General features: G+C 66.1%; 17 protein-coding genes. 5 read left to right on the top strand and 12 right to left on the bottom strand.

Annotation, left to right across the window (positions count from 1 at the left end; translation table 11 throughout):
- Window positions 1-52 precede the first annotated feature (52 nt).
- On the bottom strand, window positions 53-1,042 hold the full coding sequence (locus EV646_RS29795) for an ABC transporter permease subunit (protein ID WP_132154427.1): 990 nt from the start codon (window positions 1,040-1,042) through the stop codon (window positions 53-55).
- Window positions 1,039-1,962, bottom strand: coding sequence for an ABC transporter ATP-binding protein (locus EV646_RS29800; RefSeq protein ID WP_132154429.1), 924 nt, complete (start codon window positions 1,960-1,962; stop codon window positions 1,039-1,041). Before EV646_RS29800 ends, EV646_RS29795 begins: the two co-directional genes overlap by 4 nt.
- A gap of 166 nt (window positions 1,963-2,128) precedes the next feature.
- On the opposite strand from EV646_RS29800, the gene EV646_RS29805 reads away from it, so the two are divergent.
- Genes EV646_RS29805 through EV646_RS29820 form a run of 4 tightly spaced genes read left to right on the top strand, consistent with a single transcriptional unit; the run spans window position 2,129 to window position 5,861 of the window.
- A complete protein-coding gene (locus EV646_RS29805) occupies window positions 2,129-2,425 on the top strand; it encodes a metal-sensitive transcriptional regulator (RefSeq protein ID WP_199237271.1) in 297 nt (98 codons plus the stop codon).
- Between the two features lie 28 nt (window positions 2,426-2,453).
- A complete protein-coding gene (locus EV646_RS29810) occupies window positions 2,454-2,672 on the top strand; it encodes a heavy-metal-associated domain-containing protein (protein ID WP_132154431.1) in 219 nt (72 codons plus the stop codon).
- A complete protein-coding gene (locus EV646_RS29815) occupies window positions 2,669-3,613 on the top strand; it encodes a hypothetical protein (protein WP_132154433.1) in 945 nt (314 codons plus the stop codon). Before EV646_RS29810 ends, EV646_RS29815 begins: the two co-directional genes overlap by 4 nt.
- A gap of 16 nt (window positions 3,614-3,629) precedes the next feature.
- Window positions 3,630-5,861: a heavy metal translocating P-type ATPase gene (locus EV646_RS29820; protein WP_132154435.1), complete on the top strand. Its 2,232-nt coding sequence runs from the start codon at window positions 3,630-3,632 to the stop codon at window positions 5,859-5,861.
- Between the two features lie 70 nt (window positions 5,862-5,931).
- Here EV646_RS29820 and EV646_RS29825 read toward each other — a convergent pair whose 3' ends face one another.
- From EV646_RS29825 to EV646_RS29855, 7 genes are all read right to left on the bottom strand, one after another.
- Window positions 5,932-6,684, bottom strand: a complete 753-nt coding sequence (locus tag EV646_RS29825; RefSeq protein ID WP_241996407.1) for a prevent-host-death protein — start codon at window positions 6,682-6,684, stop codon at window positions 5,932-5,934.
- Window positions 6,674-7,723 carry a transcriptional regulator gene (locus EV646_RS29830; protein WP_199237272.1) on the bottom strand — a complete coding sequence of 350 codons (1,050 nt, stop codon included), beginning with the start codon at window positions 7,721-7,723 and terminating at the stop codon, window positions 6,674-6,676. The genes EV646_RS29825 and EV646_RS29830 overlap by 11 nt, the downstream gene beginning before the upstream one ends.
- A 77-nt stretch (window positions 7,724-7,800) precedes the next feature.
- Window positions 7,801-9,345, bottom strand: a complete 1,545-nt coding sequence (locus EV646_RS29835; RefSeq protein WP_132154439.1) for a glycoside hydrolase family 13 protein — start codon at window positions 9,343-9,345, stop codon at window positions 7,801-7,803.
- 113 nt (window positions 9,346-9,458) lie between these two features.
- The gene (locus tag EV646_RS29840) at window positions 9,459-10,328 is read right to left on the bottom strand and encodes a carbohydrate ABC transporter permease (RefSeq protein WP_132154441.1); all 870 of its coding nucleotides are present in this window, start codon (window positions 10,326-10,328) and stop codon (window positions 9,459-9,461) included.
- On the bottom strand, window positions 10,325-11,107 hold the full coding sequence (locus tag EV646_RS29845; protein ID WP_241996408.1) for a carbohydrate ABC transporter permease: 783 nt from the start codon (window positions 11,105-11,107) through the stop codon (window positions 10,325-10,327). The genes EV646_RS29840 and EV646_RS29845 overlap by 4 nt, the downstream gene beginning before the upstream one ends.
- Window positions 11,108-11,329: 222 nt before the next feature.
- Entirely contained in the window at window positions 11,330-12,685 is a 1,356-nt protein-coding gene (locus EV646_RS29850) for an ABC transporter substrate-binding protein (protein WP_132154443.1), read from the bottom strand.
- Window positions 12,686-12,849: 164 nt separating this feature from the next.
- Complete coding sequence (locus tag EV646_RS29855) at window positions 12,850-13,842, bottom strand: LacI family DNA-binding transcriptional regulator (protein WP_132154445.1); 993 nt, start codon at window positions 13,840-13,842, stop codon at window positions 12,850-12,852.
- A gap of 154 nt (window positions 13,843-13,996) precedes the next feature.
- On the opposite strand from EV646_RS29855, the gene EV646_RS29860 reads away from it, so the two are divergent.
- On the top strand, window positions 13,997-15,211 hold the full coding sequence (locus tag EV646_RS29860) for a DUF4032 domain-containing protein (protein ID WP_132154447.1): 1,215 nt from the start codon (window positions 13,997-13,999) through the stop codon (window positions 15,209-15,211).
- Between the two features lie 176 nt (window positions 15,212-15,387).
- On the opposite strand, the gene EV646_RS29865 is transcribed toward EV646_RS29860, so the two are convergent.
- The 3 genes from EV646_RS29865 to EV646_RS29875 all read right to left on the bottom strand — a co-directional run bounded on the left by EV646_RS29865 (window position 15,388) and on the right by EV646_RS29875 (window position 16,991).
- Entirely contained in the window at window positions 15,388-15,789 is a 402-nt protein-coding gene (locus EV646_RS29865) for a type II toxin-antitoxin system VapC family toxin (RefSeq protein ID WP_132154449.1), read from the bottom strand.
- Window positions 15,789-16,061, bottom strand: a complete 273-nt coding sequence (locus tag EV646_RS29870; protein WP_132154451.1) for a type II toxin-antitoxin system Phd/YefM family antitoxin — start codon at window positions 16,059-16,061, stop codon at window positions 15,789-15,791. The genes EV646_RS29865 and EV646_RS29870 overlap by 1 nt, the downstream gene beginning before the upstream one ends.
- A 99-nt stretch (window positions 16,062-16,160) precedes the next feature.
- Window positions 16,161-16,991 carry a glycoside hydrolase family 16 protein gene (locus EV646_RS29875; protein ID WP_132154453.1) on the bottom strand — a complete coding sequence of 277 codons (831 nt, stop codon included), beginning with the start codon at window positions 16,989-16,991 and terminating at the stop codon, window positions 16,161-16,163.
- Between the last annotated feature and the right edge of the window lie 30 nt (window positions 16,992-17,021).

Raw genomic sequence — 17,021 nt, forward strand, 5'->3', positions numbered from 1 at the left:
ACGACGTAATACAGACGGCCCCGGGTGGTTATCCACCCGGGGCCGTCTGTATTCAGGTGATGTCCCGGCGCTGGAAGACCGCCGCGCCGATCGCGATCACGACGACCGCGAGGATGCCGAGATACCAGGCGCCGTGCTCGAACGTCAGCGTCTTCTCGATCGAGTTGCACATGTAGCCACCATCGGGGCTGGACGAGCACTGGTTCAGGTAGTACGTCGTGTCGTGCCGGACGAAGGCATCGAAGTTCGTCTTCACCAGCCACGGCTGCGCCTTGTTGAGGAAGCTGGCGAACACCCCCTCGATCAGCACCAGGTACGCCATCACCACACCGATCGCGGCCGCCGTATGCCGGAGCAACGAACCCGCCACACTGCCGAGCGCTGCTCCCAGCGCGGTCAGCAGGACGGCCCGGCCGCCGATCGCGGTGAGATCACCCCACACCTTGCCCGTCGTGGTCGCCGTATCGCCGAGCTGATCAACGATCAGATAAGTGCCGAGCAGCGAGATCGCCAGTACGACGACCCCGACCGGCGCGAGCCCGATCGCGGCGGCCAGCACTTTGCTGCCGTAGACCCGGAGCCGGCGCGGTTCGAACGTCAGCCAGTTGCCGATCGACCCCGTACTGAACTCGGCGCCGAAGAAGCTCGCCCCGATCAGGAACGCGGCGAAGACCAGCAGGTACGACGAACCGAGCAGCAGCTCCGGCATCACCTCGGCGAACACGGTCCGCGGCTTGCCGAAGTCGTCGATGGTCGGCTCCCGGAACGCACACATCTCCTCCAGCGCCGGCTTCGGATCCGGCATGTTCCGCCAGTCCGCCTCGCACATCTGCTTGTTCTCGTCGCCGTGCTCCACCCAGTCCTTGTGGACCTGCTCGTACTGCGTCTGTGCCACCCGCTGCTCGTCGGCGGACAACGGCCGCGCGTCCTGCCAGATCGCGAACAGCAGGAACGCGGTGATGCCGAGGACCGCGAGTACGCCGATGACGGTCAGCCGGCGGGCCGTGAGGCGGCGGAGCTCAACCCCGGTGAGACGGATCATTTCAGCCCCTCCCCCGCGGTCAACTCGAGGAAGACCGATTCGAGGTCGGCCCGGACCGGGGCCAGCTCGGACACGTAGAGCTCCTGATGTGCCAGCCGGCGAGTGACGTCGGCAGGATGCTCTGCGCCGTCCACCAGCAGGTAGTTGCCGTCGGCCCGTACTGTCATCCCGGCCGCGGTCAGGATCCGGATCGCCGCCTCGTGGTTGTCCACCGCCACCTTGACCGTTGCCGCCGTACTGCCGCCGATCACCTGGGCGACCGTGCCGGAGGCGAGCAGCCGGCCGTGGCCGATGATCGACACGGTGTCGGCGACCTGCTCGACCTCGGCGAGGATGTGGCTGCTGACCAGGACGGTCCGGCCCTGATCGCCGAGGCCGCGCATGGTCTCGCGGATCTCCCGGATGCCCGCCGGATCGAGGCCGTTGGTCGGCTCGTCGAAGATCAGCAGGTCGGGTTGCTTCAGCAGGGTCGCCGCGATCGCTAGCCGCTGCTTCATGCCGAGCGAGTACGCCTTGTACCGATCCTTGCCGCGCTCGCCCAGCGAGGTCTGCTCGAGCACCTCACCGACCTGTTTCCTGGGTACGCCGATCGCCTCGGCGAGCAGCTCCAGGTTCTTCCGGCCACTGAAGGCCGGGAAGAACTTCGGCGACTCCACGATCGCGCCGACCCGGCCGACGACCTCTGGCAGCTGAGCCGGCACCGGCCGGTCGAACACCGTCATCGTCCCCGCGTCGGCCCGGATCAGCCCGAGCAGCATCCGGATCGACGTCGTCTTGCCCGACCCGTTCGGCCCGAGGAACCCGTGAACTCCCCCGACCGGCACGTCCAGGTCGAGTCCCTGAACGGCCACCACCTTCCGGCCCAGCCGGGTCCGGTAGGTCTTCCGCAGACCGCGCGTACTGATCGCCAGTTCTGGCATGCCACCCCCTTGTCGAGCCAGTAGACGCACAGCTTGGCAGGTTTGTTGGGCGACTGCTGCGAAAATACCCCCTGCGGGTATGTCTTGGGGCACTTGCGTTTGATACCCCGAGGGGGTAACTTCATGGCTGTCGACATACCCCCGAGGGGTAGATGAGGAGCTTGTCATGACCGAAGACCACGTGCACGGCTACACCGCCGAGAAGAGCAGCCACCTGAAGCGGCTGCGGCGGATCGAGGGTCAGATCCGTGGCCTGCAGCGGATGGTCGAGGAGGACAAGTACTGCATCGACATCCTCACCCAGGTGTCCGCGGCGACGAAGGCACTGCAGTCCTTCTCGCTGGAGTTGCTCGACGAGCACCTGGCGCACTGCGTGGTCGAGGCCGCGCAGAAGGGCGGCGCGGAAGCGGAGGAGAAGGTCCGCGAGGCCTCCGACGCGATCGCCCGCCTCGTTCGCAGCTGAAAACAACCCGAGCTTCAAGGAGCACGCTATGACCACCACGACCTACTCCGTCTCCGGTATGACCTGCGGCCACTGCAGCGCGTCTGTCACCGAGGAGATCAGCAAGATCGCCGGTGTGCAGGAGGTCAGCATCGATCTCGTCGCGGGCGGCACCTCCGCGGTCCACGTGACGAGTGAGTCCGCTCTCGACGAGTCCGCCGTACGTGAGGCCGTCGACGAGGCGGGCTACGAACTGGCGGCGTCGTGACCAGGGCCGCCGCGCTCCGGCTCGGCGCGTTCGCCGGTGCGCTGGCGCTCGCCTTCGCGGCGGCGTTCGCGATCGGCGCCGCGGTCGAACCGATCGCGGCGGCCAAACCGGAGGCATCAATGGAAGGACATGGCGGAGGCCACAGTGAATCCGGCGGACAGTTGCCGGGCCTGGCGGTCTCCGATGCCGGCTACACCTTTGCTCCCCAGACAACCTTCTACCAGGCCGGCGCCAAGACCGCGCTGCGCTTCACGATCCAAGGACCCGACGGCAAGCCGGTCACGCAGTACCAGCAGACGCATGAGAAGGATCTGCACCTGATCGTCGTACGGCGTGACCTGTCCGGCTTCCACCACGTGCACCCGACCCGGGACGCGGGTGGGACCTGGAGCATCCCCTTCACGTTCACTGCCGGCGGGACCTGGCGGCTGTATGCCGACTTCAAGCCCGCCGGGCTGGACCGGACGCTGACGCTCGGCACCGACGTGAACGTGTCCGGCCTCTACATCCCGGTCCCACTGAGCGAGCCGTCGAGCAACTACAGCTTCCACGGGTACGACGTGACGCTCGCCGGCAGCCCGGTCGCGGGGAAGGAAACCGAGCTGACGTTCACGGTCAGCCGCGGCGGGAAGCCGGTCACCGACCTGCAGCCGTACCTGGGCGCCTTCGGGCACCTGGTGTCACTGCGCAGCGGCGACCTCGCCTACCTGCACAACCATCCCGCCGAGGAAGCGACGGCTGGGATGAAGGGTGGGCCGTCGATCACCTTCGGGACGACGTTCCCGACGGCAGGGACGTACAGCCTGTTCCTGGACTTCCAGCACGCCGGCGCCGTCCACACGGCGGAGTTCACCGTTCGCGTCGGCTCTGAGGGTACGACGATCGTCCCGCCGGCCACTGTCACTCCCGAGCACGAAGAGACCCCGCACGGCCACTCCTGAGAGGAGGCACACAGCAATGACCACCACAGAACCCGGTCAGTCCGTCGAACTCATCATCGGTGGCATGACGTGCGCCTCGTGCGCCGCGCGGGTGGAGAAGAAGCTGAACCGGATGGACGGCGTCACCGCGACCGTCAACTACGCCACCGAGAAGGCGAAAGTGACCTTCGCGGACGGCATCACCACCGACGAGCTGGTCGCCACTGTCGAGAAGACCGGCTACACCGCGACCCTTCCGACCCCGGCGGTCGAGCCTTCGGACGACGAGCCCGACGAGCTCAAGCCGCTGCGGCAGCGGCTGATCACCAGCATTGTGCTGGCGGTGCCGGTGATCGCGTTCGGGATGATCCCGGCGCTGCAGTTCGACTTCTGGCAGTGGGCATCACTGACACTGGCTTTCCCGGTGGTGACGTGGGCGGCCTGGCCGTTCCACAAGGCCGCCTGGACGAACCTGCGGCACGGCGCGGCGACGATGGACACGCTGATCTCGCTGGGCGTGGTGAGCGCCTTCTTGTGGTCGCTGTACGCGTTGTTCATAGGCGGTGCCGGTGAGCCGGGAATGAAGATGCCGTTCACGCTGATCCCGTCCCGCGGCAGCGGCGCCGAGGAGATCTATCTCGAGGTCGCGGCCGGCGTCACGACCTTCATCCTGGCCGGGCGGTACTTCGAGGCCCGCGCCAAGCGACGGTCCGGTGCCGCGCTGCGGGCGCTGCTGGAGCTGGGCGCGAAGGATGTCGCCGTACTGCGGAATGGGTCCGAGGTGCGGATCCCGGCGGATCAGCTGGTTGTCGGCGACCAGTTCGTCGTACGGCCGGGTGAGAAGGTCGCCACGGATGGCCTGATCGTGACCGGCAGCAGCGCGGTCGATGCGTCGATGCTCACGGGCGAGTCGGTGCCGGTCGAGGTCGGCGCGGGTGACGCCGTGGTGGGTGCGACTGTGAATGCGGGCGGGCGGCTCGTCGTACGGGCGACCCGAGTTGGTGCGGATACTCAGTTGGCGCAGATGGCGCGGCTGGTCGAGGACGCGCAGAACGGGAAGGCCGCGGTGCAGCGGCTGGCCGACAAGGTGTCCGGGATCTTCGTGCCGATCGTGATCGGGCTGGCGCTGGCGACGCTCGGCTTCTGGCTGGGCAACGGTTCACCGGTCGAGATCGCGTTCACCGCGGCGGTCGCCGTACTGATCATCGCTTGCCCTTGTGCGCTTGGGCTGGCCACGCCGACCGCGTTGATGGTCGGTACCGGCCGGGGTGCGCAGTTGGGCATCCTGATCAAGGGCCCCGAGGTGCTGGAGTCGACGCGGCGGGTGGACACCGTCGTACTCGACAAGACGGGCACTGTGACGACGGGCCGGATGGAGCTGGTCGACGTACTGCTGGTTGCTGACGAGGACCGTTCCGAGGTACTGCGGTTGGCTGGGGCGCTGGAGCACTCCAGTGAGCACCCGATCGCTGCTGCCATCGCCCGAGGGGCTATGGCCGAGCTGGGTCAGCTGCCTGAGGTCGAGGACTTTGGGAACGTCGAAGGGCTCGGGGTGCAGGGCATCGTCGACGGGCACGCCGTACTGGTCGGACGGACGCGACTGCTGGAGGAGTGGAGCCAGTACCTGCCGGACGACCTGGCGCATGCCAAGGACCACGCCGAGGCCGAGGGCAGTACGGCGGTCGCGGTCGGCTGGGACGGGAAGGCGCGGGCGGTGCTGGTGGTCGCGGACACGGTCAAGGCGACGTCAGCACAGGCCATTCAGGATTTGAAGGCACTAGGCCTCCGGCCGGTGCTGCTGACCGGGGACAACGAAGCGGTGGCGACGAAGGTGGCGGCTGAGGTCGGCATCGACGAGGTGATCGCCGAGGTACTGCCGGCCGACAAGGTCGAGGCCGTGAAGAAGCTGCAGGGCGAGGGCCGGGTCGTCGCAATGGTCGGCGACGGCGTCAACGACGCGGCCGCGCTGGCTCAGGCCGATCTCGGCCTGAGCATGGGCACCGGCACCGACGTAGCGATCGAGGCCAGCGACCTGACCCTGGTCCGCGGCGACCTGCGCGCAGCGGCGGACGCCATCCGCCTCTCCCGCAGCACCCTCCGAACCATCAAGGGCAACCTCTTCTGGGCCTTCGCCTACAACGTAGCCGCCCTCCCCCTAGCCGCCGCCGGCCTCCTGAACCCGATGCTCGCAGGCGCCGCCATGGCCTTCAGCTCGATCTTCGTAGTAACCAACAGCCTCCGCCTCCGCCACTTCAAACCCCTCAACTGAGGCATCTGAGGAGAATGTGGCCGTACGCGCACAGCACAAAATGTGAACGTACGGCCACATTCGGCTTTAACTATCGACGACAAGACCCGAGCAGCAGCTCACGTACAAGGTCGACATCGTCACCGCTGACTACATCGCCCGCGACCGCCGCCAGCCGGTCCAACGTCCAACCTCGCCTAAGGTCAAACCATCCATTGACGTGTTCACCGATGTCGGCTGCCAGTTGCGACTCACAGGTGAGGAGCTGGCTTAGAGCGCGATCACGACACTGCGGATCAAGAGTCAATCGAACGATGTCCCAGAGATCCGTGCCCGCCTTGGCATCGCCGCGGTCCATGACAGCTTGAAGCTTCATGGCGATCAACGGACCGGGCTCTGCGACTTTCGTCGACACTGAGACCGAAGCCCCGGTCCTCGATGTCACGACGGTGATCGGTACTTCTGTCGCACTGTCACTTGCCCAGGCATGCGAGTGCGCGTGCAAGCGATCACCCGAGTTATCGCTGGGATGATCCAGCTCTGCTTGACGCACCTCGAGAACATCGACCCGGATCTCGCCATAGTCAGTGGTAACGAGGACGCCGGCCGGCCCGTACTTATTGTTCGTTCGTCTGAGCAATTCCAACGTGGGTGGTTCTCCAGCTCTCAAACGATCGACGATGTCCAAGTCCACCGTCGCACGATGTGCACTGCTGAGGCGGCAGATGACAGCCAAGCCGCCGACGACGACTGGTAGGTCGCCAGTCAGTTTCCGAACAGATTCGACCGCCTGGACAACGCCCGCCATCGTGTCACCAACGAGCTGTACGGCCTCACCAGACACGAGGCCATCCCCCGGCAGGCGTCCAGTCGTCGAGGACCTCTCGACCGCGTCCGCGATCCTGGGCCAGATCCAGCGCAACAAAAAGCGGATGTGCGACGGGCCAATCGAAGTAGCTTCGTGAAGCTCTGACACGTTGTGCGCAAACGGCCGGCACCGGCGCGATACGAACGGAGCAGGCAGCATGTTCTGGCCCCGGAAGTTCGCCTAGCAACTTCTGCGCTCGGTTCAGCACCACACGATCCGGGACGTAGAACTCGAGTGGTTGATCGGCACGCACTGCTACGGGGGCACCGTGCGCAACCGCGCCAGCCGATCCCGCCAAAGCCCACCCGACGCGATGCAAGTCGTCATCCCCCAATCTCAGGGTGCTGCTGACAACCGTCTCCCCGCCTCGATCGGGCAGGTGCTCCAGGTAGCGGTCTTCATACCGCCAGTGCTCCACGAGTTCCCAGAACAATCTGGCGTCCGACAGCCGGTTGTCAGAGTCGATGAGACGTTCGCCGCGCATGGCAGCTAGGATCTCCGACACCGTACTAGGGGATCTGCTGAGATCACGTGCCAGTTCGCGGACGGCCGGCGTACGTTCCGGTCGCATCAGGAGTGCGGCTGCCACTTCCAGTCCTGCCTTGCCACCCAACGGGCTCACGCGGTCGGACCGGACGACGACCGGCTCGACATCCGCGTCGATGATCAGGCCGGGAGCTCTCAGGCCCAAATGGCCCCGAAGGTCGAGGTAGCCGGCTCCCCGCTTCATCAGCAGCCTCCGAGCATCACCGGTGACGCGGTCGGCGACAACGAACAGAACGAGGTCGTGGTCATCTGCACGGCGTGCCGTCAACTTCGTTGTGTCCTCTTGGCTAACCAGACGCTCGACCGACTGCTCCGTTGCCAGCGCAACACGTTTCAGCTGCAACCTGACCCCAGAACCCCACGGATCGAGGACGAGGTCGGCGGCCAAGTCGTTGCCTGAGCCACCGGATTCCACCGGCACGTCCAACTGTTCGAAGGCCGATCCGACGAATCCTTGTACTTCTTCCACACTCACAGACTGTCAAATGTTCGCCGTTCGGTCAATACCGAACACCGAACACCGACCGCAACGAAATCCTCGGTACTTCAGCGAAGCCAGACGGTGGTATCGGGTGGGAGGTGGCCGACGTCGAGTGGGCGGGTGGTGAGCAGGAGTTCGTCGTACTGCGGGAGCTTGACAGGCGACTGGGTGAGATTGCTGACGCATTTGAGACCGGAGTCGCGGGTGAAAGCGAGGATTCCGGGGGCCGAGTCCAACCAGGTGAGGGTGCCGTCGCCTAGTTCTCGGCGGCGGATGTGTAGGGCTTTGCGGTAGAGGGTGAGCATGGAGTTTTGGTTGTCGAGTTGGGATTCGGCGGTGAGGTTTTTCCACTCGGGGGGTTGTGGGAGCCACGGGGTGGCGGTGCTGAAGCCGAAGGGAGGTTCGTGACCGGACCAGGGTAGGGGGACTCGGCAACCATCTCGGCCTCGGTCGGTGCCGGACGAGCGGGTGAAGATGGGGTCTTGGAGTACGTCGTCGGGGAGGTCCTCGACTTCGGGGAGGCCTAGTTCTTCGCCCTGGTAGACGTAGACGGCGCCGGGGAGGGCCATGGCGAGGAGGGCTGCGGCACGGGCTCGGCGTTCGCCGAGGACGAGGTCGGTGCGCATGCCGTGTTTGCGGTCCTGGTGTGAGAAGGAGGTGTCGGGGCGCCCGTACTTCGTGACCGGGCGGGTGACGTCGTGGTTCGACAGGACCCAGGTGGGTGGGGCGCCGATCGGGAGGTGCGTGGACAGGGTGAGATCGATGGATGTCTTGAGCTCCTCGGCGTCCCATGGGCGGGAGAGGAAGTCGAAGTTGAACGCGGTGTGCATCTCGTCCGGCCGCAAGTACAGCGCGAATCGCTCTTGGTCCGGCATCCACATCTCGCCGACGAGGAAGCGGTCGTTGTACGTGTCGGTGATCCGCCGCCAGCCGCGGTAGATGTCGTGCACCTCGTCATGATCGGTGTACGACTCCTCGACACTGTCCAGGTCCTTGAACAGTACGGCGGCGCTGTCGATGCGGAGCCCGTCGACGCCACGATCCAGCCAGAACCGCAGGATGTCGTGGAACTCCTCGACCACCTCGGGGTTGCGCCAGTTGAAGTCGGGCTGCTCGGGGGCGAACAGGTGCAGGTACCACTCGCCGTCCTCGACCTGGGTCCAGGCGGGGCCGTTGAAGATGGACTGCCAGTCGTTGGGTGGCCGGTCTCCGCGGCCGGGGCGGAAGATGAAGCGGTCGCGCTCGGGGGTTCCTGGCCCGGCTTGCACTGCCTGGACGAACCAGTCTTGCTGGTCGGAGCCGTGGTTCGGGACTATGTCGATGATGGTGCGGATGTTGAGGGCGTGTGCCTCGGCGATGTACGCCTCCGCCTCCGCCAGGGTGCCGAAGGCCGGATCGATGGCTCGGTAGTCGGCGACGTCGTACCCGCCGTCGACCATCGGGGACGGATACCACGGGTTCAACCAGATCGCGTCGACCCCGAGCTCAGCCAGATACGGCAGCTTCGCCCGTAACCCGGCCAGATCACCGATCCCATCACCGTTGCCATCAGCAAAACTCCGCAAATAGACCTGATAAATCGCCGCCCCACGCCACCACTCGCCCGCCATCAATTCTCCTCTCTCCACCCCGCCTTCAGAGGCAGGCTCCTTCCACCACCCCCACCCCAAGCGGCGGCTCCTTCCAACTCCCCGCCCCGAGCGAAGCGAGGGGCGGTCTTTTCCTAGCCTTTGAGACTTCCGGCAGTGAGCCCGGCCATGATGCCTCTTTGGAAGACGAAGAACACGAGAATGGTTGGCAGGCTGGCGATCACCAGGGATGCGATCAGGACGTTCTGCGGCATCTGGGCGGACAGGGACGCGATGCCGACGCTGATCGACATCTTGTCCGTCTCCGGCAGCACCAGCAGCGGCCAGACGAAGTCCTTCCACACCGTGACTACGGACAGGATCGACACCACGCCGAGGATCGGCCGCGACACCGGCAGCACGATCGACCACAGGATCCTCGCCGGCGAGGCGCCATCGATCTCCGCGGCCTCCAGCAGCTCGCGCGGGATCGAGTCGAAGAATCGCTTGAGCAGGAAGACGAAGAACCCGTTCGCTGCCGCCGGCAACCAAATCGCCCACGGGGTGTTCAGCAGGTCGAGGTGCACGATCGGGAGATCCTTGGCGGTCAAGTACGTCGGCAGCAGCAGGACCATCGGCGGGATCATCAGCGTCGCCAGCATCGCACCGAGGATCAGCTTGCCGAACCACGGCCGGAGCTTCGACAACGCGTACGCCGCCGTGACATCGACCGCGAGGGTGAACAGCCAGGCGCCTCCGGCGTACTGCACGGTGTTCTTCAGGAACACACCCAACTGCAGCTGCTCCCACGCGTCGCCGTACACACCGAAGTCGAAGCGCTTGGGGAAGAAGCTCGGCGGGATCTGGGCCAGCTCGTCGGGTGACTTGAGCGCGCCGGTCACCATCCAGTACAGCGGGAATACGAAGGCGATGGTGAACCCGATGACGACCATCGAGAGCGTCGCCCAGTAGATCAACCGGCCGCGCGGGGTTCGGAGCGCCAATGGTGAGACGAGAGTTCTCATCGTTCGGCCTCCCGGGACACGCGTAGGTAGATCGCGGAAAACACCATCAGGACGACCATTAGCATCAGGCCGAGCGCGCCGCCACCACCGAAATCGCCGAAGTTGAAGGCGTACTGGTACATCAGGTAGGCGACCGTCACGGTCGCGTTCTCGGGGCCGCCGCCGGTCAGCAGGTACGGCTCGATGAAGACCTGCATGGTCGCGACGATCTGCAGGAGAAGCATCACCAGCAGGATCAGCTTGGTCTGCGGGATCGTCACGTGCCACACGCGCCGGAGCAGGCCGGCGCCGTCGAGCTCCGCCGACTCGTAGAGATCGCCGGGAATGCTGTGCAGCGCGGCCAAGTAGATGAGCGTGCCGGTGCCGAGGTTCATCCACGTCGACACGAGCACGAGGCTGACGAGCGCCGTACTGGTCGAGTCGAGCCAGCTCAGCGGCGGGAGGTGGAAGACATCGAGCACTTGGTTGAACAGGCCGGCGCCGGGATCGTAGAACCACCTGAACAGCAATACGGCGACGGCCGGCGGGAGCATGACGGGGAGATAGACGACGAAGCGCAGGTAGGCCTTGGCGTGCCTGAGCTCATTCAGTACGACGGCCAGCACGAACGGGACCGCATACCCGATCACGAGCGCCAGTCCGCTGAACGCGGCGGTGTTGATCCAGGCCGACCGAAACGCCGGATCCTCGATCACGGTCCGGAAGTTGTCGAACCCGACCCACGTCGGGGCATCGACGAAGTTGTTCTCCTGAAAGCTGAGGACAACCTCCCGCACCATCGGATACCAGGAAAACAAGGCGAAACAGACCAACGCCCCACACAAGAACCCGTACGCCGTCAGATTGCGCCCGACCGCGCGCCGCAGGGCGCCCGCCTGGTCGGGGCCGGCGGCGCCCGGGCCGGCCGCCGGTCCGGGGACTCCGTCCCCTCTCTTCCCCCGCGGGCGCGCCGACCCCGCGAAGCGGGGACGGCGCACCTGCTGCCTGGATGTAACAGTCATCTAGGTGTTCTTCGCGAGGATCTTGTTTGCCTTGCTCTCGGCGTCGGAGAGCAGTTTGTCGATGTCGGCGTTCTGGCGGGTGAGTACGGCGGACATCGCGACGTCCAGCACGGCGTACAACTCCTGGGCTTTGGGGGGCTCCAGCTTGAGGGTGATGTTCGGCTGGGCGGCGACGTACGGCGCGAAGTGGTCGACCGGCACCGTCGCGTACTGCTTGCGCAAGGCAATGATTTCCTTGCCCGGCGCGGAGTCGCCGTACAGGTCCGGGATCGGCAGGCCGACCGGGCGGCCCTGTTCCTTGGCCCGGGCGTAATTGAACTGGCCCTTACCGGGGGTAAGTTCGTGGAACTCCAGCCAGAGCAGGCCGGCCTTGATCTTCTCCGGTGTCGCCTTCGGGTTGAACATGTAGCCGTCGCCACCGCTGAGCGACGCCTTGCCGTCGGACTCCGGCACCGCGGTGACGCCGTAGTCCTCGAACTTGCCCTGGAAGTCGTTGTTCACGCCTTGCACCACGTCCGGCGCGCCGATCATCATGCCGAGCTTGCCGGAGCCCATCATTCGCATCAGGTCCTCCCACTGGAGGAGCTGCTTGCTGCCCATCGCGTTGTCGTTCCAGCGCAGCTGCTTCAGGTTCTCCAGCACCGCCTCGCCCTCGGGGCTGTTGAACGCGGCGGTCTTGCCGTCGTCGCTCACCATCGACCCACCACGCGCGTACAGCGAAGCGGCGAAGTGCCAGCCACCGGTGTTGCCGGCGGAGTACTCGCCGAAGCCGACGTACCCGGCACCGAGAGCCGCGATCTTCTTGGCCGCTGCCTGCACCTCGGCCCAGGTCTTCGGCGGCGCGTCCGGGTCGAGACCCGCCTGCGTGAACAGCTTGCGGTTGTAGACCAGGCCCATGTTGTAGTTGTTGCGCGGCAGGCCGTAGGTCTTGTCGCCGTCCTTGAACACGCCCATGACATCGGCGCGCAGGTCCTTCACCTTGCCGACACTGCCGACGTACTGGCTGATGTCCGCGGCCTGCTTGGCTTTGATGATCTTCTGTACGTCGGTGTAGTAGACGTAGAACACGTCCTCCTGGGTACCGCCGGCCAGCTTCGCCTGGAAGGTGTCCGGGTTGATGCAGGGGAACGCGTCCTTGCTCTGGATGGTGATGTTCGGGTGCAGCTTCTGGAACTCGGCGACATCGGCGTCCCAGCCGGCCCGCTCCTTCGGGTTGCTCTTCGGCGGCTGACAGCCGACGGTGATGGTGACCTGGCCGCCTGATCCCCCGGCGTCCGGCTTGTCATCCCCCGATCCACAGGACGCGGCCACCAGTCCGAGTCCTGCCGCCAGCACCAGGCTCAGCGTTCTCCTCATGGATCTGCCCTTCTGCTGCGAGGGCGTCCTCGTCCCGCCCCTCGGATATGGGCACACCGTAGGTAAGTGGATCGATGTTCGCAATACTTCGATCGAAGATTGCAAAAAATTGACTACGAGCAACCGCCCTTCACTCCGCTCAGGGCGGGGGTGTGTAGCTCAGATCAGTGGGCGGCTCGCGCGGTCGAGGCTCGGACCACCAGCTCGGGTTCGAAGAGGAGCTCGTCGGCGGGGAGGGCGGCGCGCTCGATCAGGGCGACGAGCATGTCGACCGCGGCGCGGCCCATCGCGTCGATGGGCTGGCGGACAGTGGTCAGTGGCGGGTCGGTGCAGTTCATCATCGCGGAGTCGTCATACCCGATCACCGAGACCTCTTCGGGCACCTTGAGGCCGGCGCGACGGACCGCGCGGATGGCGCCGAGGGCGAGGATGTCGCTGGCGCAGACGATGCCGGTGACGCCGCGCTTGACCAGCCGAGTCGCCGCCGCGTGCCCGCCTTCGAGCGAGAACATGGTGTGCTCGACCAGGTCTTCATCGGCCTCGGCCGAGGCGAGGAACGCGTCCAGCTTGCGCCGCGACGGGATGTGGTCGCGCGGGCCGAGGACCATTCCGATCCGGCGGTGGCCGAGCGCGCGCAGGTGCCCGATCGCCATCTCCGCGGCGACGAAATCGTCCGACGAGACCTGCGGGAAGCCGAGGTGGTCGACCGCCGCGTTGACGAGGACGGTCGGGAGTTTGCGCTCCTTGATCAGCTCGTAGTGCTGGTGCGGCGCGTCGGCCTGCGCGTAGAAGCCGCCGGCGAACACGACGCCGGAGACCTGCTGTTGCAGGAGCAGATCGACATAGTCGGCCTCGGACACGCCGCCGACGGTCCGGGTGCAGAGCAAGGAGGTGAAACCTTGCTGAGCGAGCGCGCCGCCGACGACCTCCGCGAAGGCCGGGAAGATCGGGTTCTGCAACTCCGGCAGCACCAGCCCGACCAGCCGGGCCCGGTCGCCGCGCAGCTGAGTCGGACGCTCGTACCCGAGTACGTCGAGCGCGGTGAGAACGGCTTCGCGAGTCGCCTCGGACACCCCGGGCTTCCCGTTCAGGACCCGGCTGACGGTGGCTTCGCTGACCCCGACCTTCTTGGCCACCTCTGCAAGTCGTCGTGTCATGACGCAAACTCTACGCCTGATTACGCAAGTTCTTGCAACCACTTGCGTACGACGTCAGGCGTCGTACCGGCTGGGCGGTCGTAGCGGCGGGACGCCGTACCGGCTGGTGGCTGAAGACTCAGGGTTTCCGGGCAAAGCTGACAGACTTGGTCCCGTGCCTCGATTCGTCGCCACCCGCCCGGACACCGGTCTGCTGTCGCTTCCGTGGGATGTCCCGCTGGAGGACTGGCCCGAGGACCAGCTGGTCGCGCTGCCGCGCGGTATCTCGCGGCACGTGGTCCGGTTCGTCCGGGTCAACGGCAGCGTGTACGCGATCAAGGAGGTGCTCGAGCATCTGGCCATGCACGAGTACCGGTTGCTTCGCGACCTGGAACGCCTCGACACACCCTCGGTCGAACCCGTCGGCGTGATCACCGACCGGCTCGACCGCAACGGTGAGCCGATCGACTCGATCCTGGTCACCCGGCACCTGCAGTTCTCGCTGCCCTACCGCGCGCTGTTCTCCAGCACGCTGCGGCCGGACACGGTCAACCGGCTCATCGACGCGCTGGTCGCGTTGATCGTGCGGCTGCACCTGAACGGGTTCTTCTGGGGTGACTGCTCGCTGTCCAACACGTTGTTCCGGCGCGATGCCGGCGCGTTCGCGGCGTACCTGGTGGACGCCGAGACCGGTGAGCTGCACCAGGACATCTCCGACGGGCAGCGGGCGCACGACCTCTACACCGCGGAGATCAACCTGTTCGGCGAGCTGCTCGACCTGCAGGAAGGCGGACTGCTCGACCCGGACATCGACCCGCAGGAGACGGTCCAGTCGATCCAGGACCGGTACGAGGCGCTCTGGGCCGAACTGACCGCACCGGAGGAGTTCGCGACCGACGAGATCCACCGGCTGGACTCGCGGATCCGGCGACTGAACGAGCTCGGGTTCGACGTCGCCGAGATCGACATCATCACCGACTGGGACGGCAGCCAGGTCCGGATCCAGCCGAAGGTCGTGGACGCCGGGCACCACTCGCGCCGGCTGCTGCGGCTGACCGGGCTGGACGTCGAGGAGAACCAGGCGCGCCGGCTGCTGAACGACCTCGACTCGTTCGCCGCCTCGACCGACCAGCAGAACGAGGACGAGGAGATCGTCGCGCACCAGTGGCTGACCGAGGTGTTCGAGCCCGTCGTCCGCTCGGTCCCGCGCGACCTGAACCGCAAGCTGGAGCCGGCCGAGGTCTTCCACGAGGTGCTCGAGCACCGCTGGTTCCTCTCCGAGGAAGCCGGCCACGAGGTCGACACCCTGGAAGCAGCCCGCTCCTACGTAGAAGACGTCCTCCGCGCCAAACCCGACGAAAAGCTCGCCCTCCCGACCCCTGCGGAGTAGGCGGGGACCATCAGCCACGACCTCACTGCAACGTCCGGACCTTCCACGGCGTGAGTTAGGCGTGGGAGGTCCGATGGACGTGTCCGAGCGGTTGATCGCCGAGTCCCTGCTCAAGCACGCCTCGGACGCCCCATCGAGCGAACATCTACTGGCCGCCGTCCGCTACCGCCGCACACTCAGGACATACCGGGGCTGGCGGTGGGGAGGCCGATCGCCTTGGCTGCGGCGAGCAGGCGGCGGTCGTAGGTGACGAAGGCGGTCAGATCGTCGCCCAATACGAGGTTTGCCGTGGCGAGATGAATCGCATCGAGCCCGCGGATCAATGGATCCTCGTAGCCGGCCGCAGTGGCACGAACCGCCTCATCGACGTTATAGACGCCAATCCGTGACAGCAACGCCGGAGCACTGGCGAGTAGAGCCGGCTCGCTTCGCCGGAGCGCGCGAGGGAGCTCCACTTCCACCAGCGCCGACGAGACGAGGAGTCGATCCACCTGCTCGTTCAGCCAGTCGGCGAGCTCGTCCGACGCCGCCTCGCGCCGGACGAGCTTCACCAAAGCGGCCGTGTCCAGGTAGATCATCAGTACCGCTCCTCATCCCGCATCTGCTCCAGCAGCTCACCGGCCTCGTGGTCGGTCCGCACCTCCCCCTTCGGGCGCGGTATGGGGTTTGTGTAGCGCGGTGGCCTGAAGCTGGGAGAAGCCAGCAACCACGCGGCCGGAGAGGGTTCCGCCGGCACCAGCCGGGCGATGACGACGCCGCGCTCGGTGATGTCAATCTCCTCACCTTGCTTCACGCGGGCCAGCACTCGGGCTGTTTCCTGGTTCAGGGTTCGAATCGGTACCTCGGCCATGCACTCAGGATAGTACATACTTGTCTGACACCCACTTTCTTTCTCGGTCGGCAGAGAAGATATGGGTGTTTCGGCCGTCAGGAGGCTTTGTCCACAGGCCTACTTGTAGACCCTGAGGTAGTCGACGTCGAAGGTGTTCGGGAAGGGGGTGGTGGCGTCGGGTGGGCCGCCTCGGTCGGGGTTGGCCCAGGTGCCGCTGTTGAGGACGACGTACATGGGCTTGCTGGGGATCTGGGAGCCGGTGATGGTGGAGGTGGGTTTGCCGTCGGTGTAGAAGGTGATGCTGCCGGTGGTCCAGTTGACGCCGTACGTGTGCCAGCCCTGGGTGGGGACCGGACCGTAGGACCAGTGGCTGTCCCAACGGACGTCGGGCCAGTTGCCGGAGGCCAGGCCGCTGTGCATGCCCTCGATGCTGCCGAACCATTCGGCGACGTCGATCTCCGGCGGCCAGCTGCGGTCCTGCGGGATCAGCCAGAACGCGGGCCACAGTCCCTTGCCGGCCGGAAACTTCGCGCAGATCTCCCAGTAGCCGTAGCTCTGGAAGAACTTGTCGTGCGACGAGATGAAGCCCTCGGTGTACTGGTAGGTGCCGGCCGGGTCCGTCCCGACGACCGGCTTGTTGTCGGTGATCAGGCCCAGCCGGCCGCGCGACAGCACCACGTTCTCGTCGACGGCATAGCTCCCGTACGACGTGTTGTGGTAGTGACCACCCGCACGACCTGGGAAGTCCATGACCGTGCTCCACCGGCGAGTGTCGAGCGTCCGGCCGCTGAACTCGTCATGCCACGCCAGCTCCTTCCCACGGACCGGAGCCGAGGTCGGCTGCGTGCACGTGGCCTCGCTGGATGATTCCGCCTGGGCCGTACTGGCGATCCCGGCAGTCGCAAGCATCACAGCGGCGATGCCCACCGCCAACGCCCGTGTTCTCATGTCAAGCTCCTCTCAAGCCGGTGGCAACCG

The organism is Kribbella antiqua, assembly GCF_004345665.1.
In the GTDB taxonomy this organism is placed as follows: domain Bacteria; phylum Actinomycetota; class Actinomycetes; order Propionibacteriales; family Kribbellaceae; genus Kribbella; species Kribbella antiqua.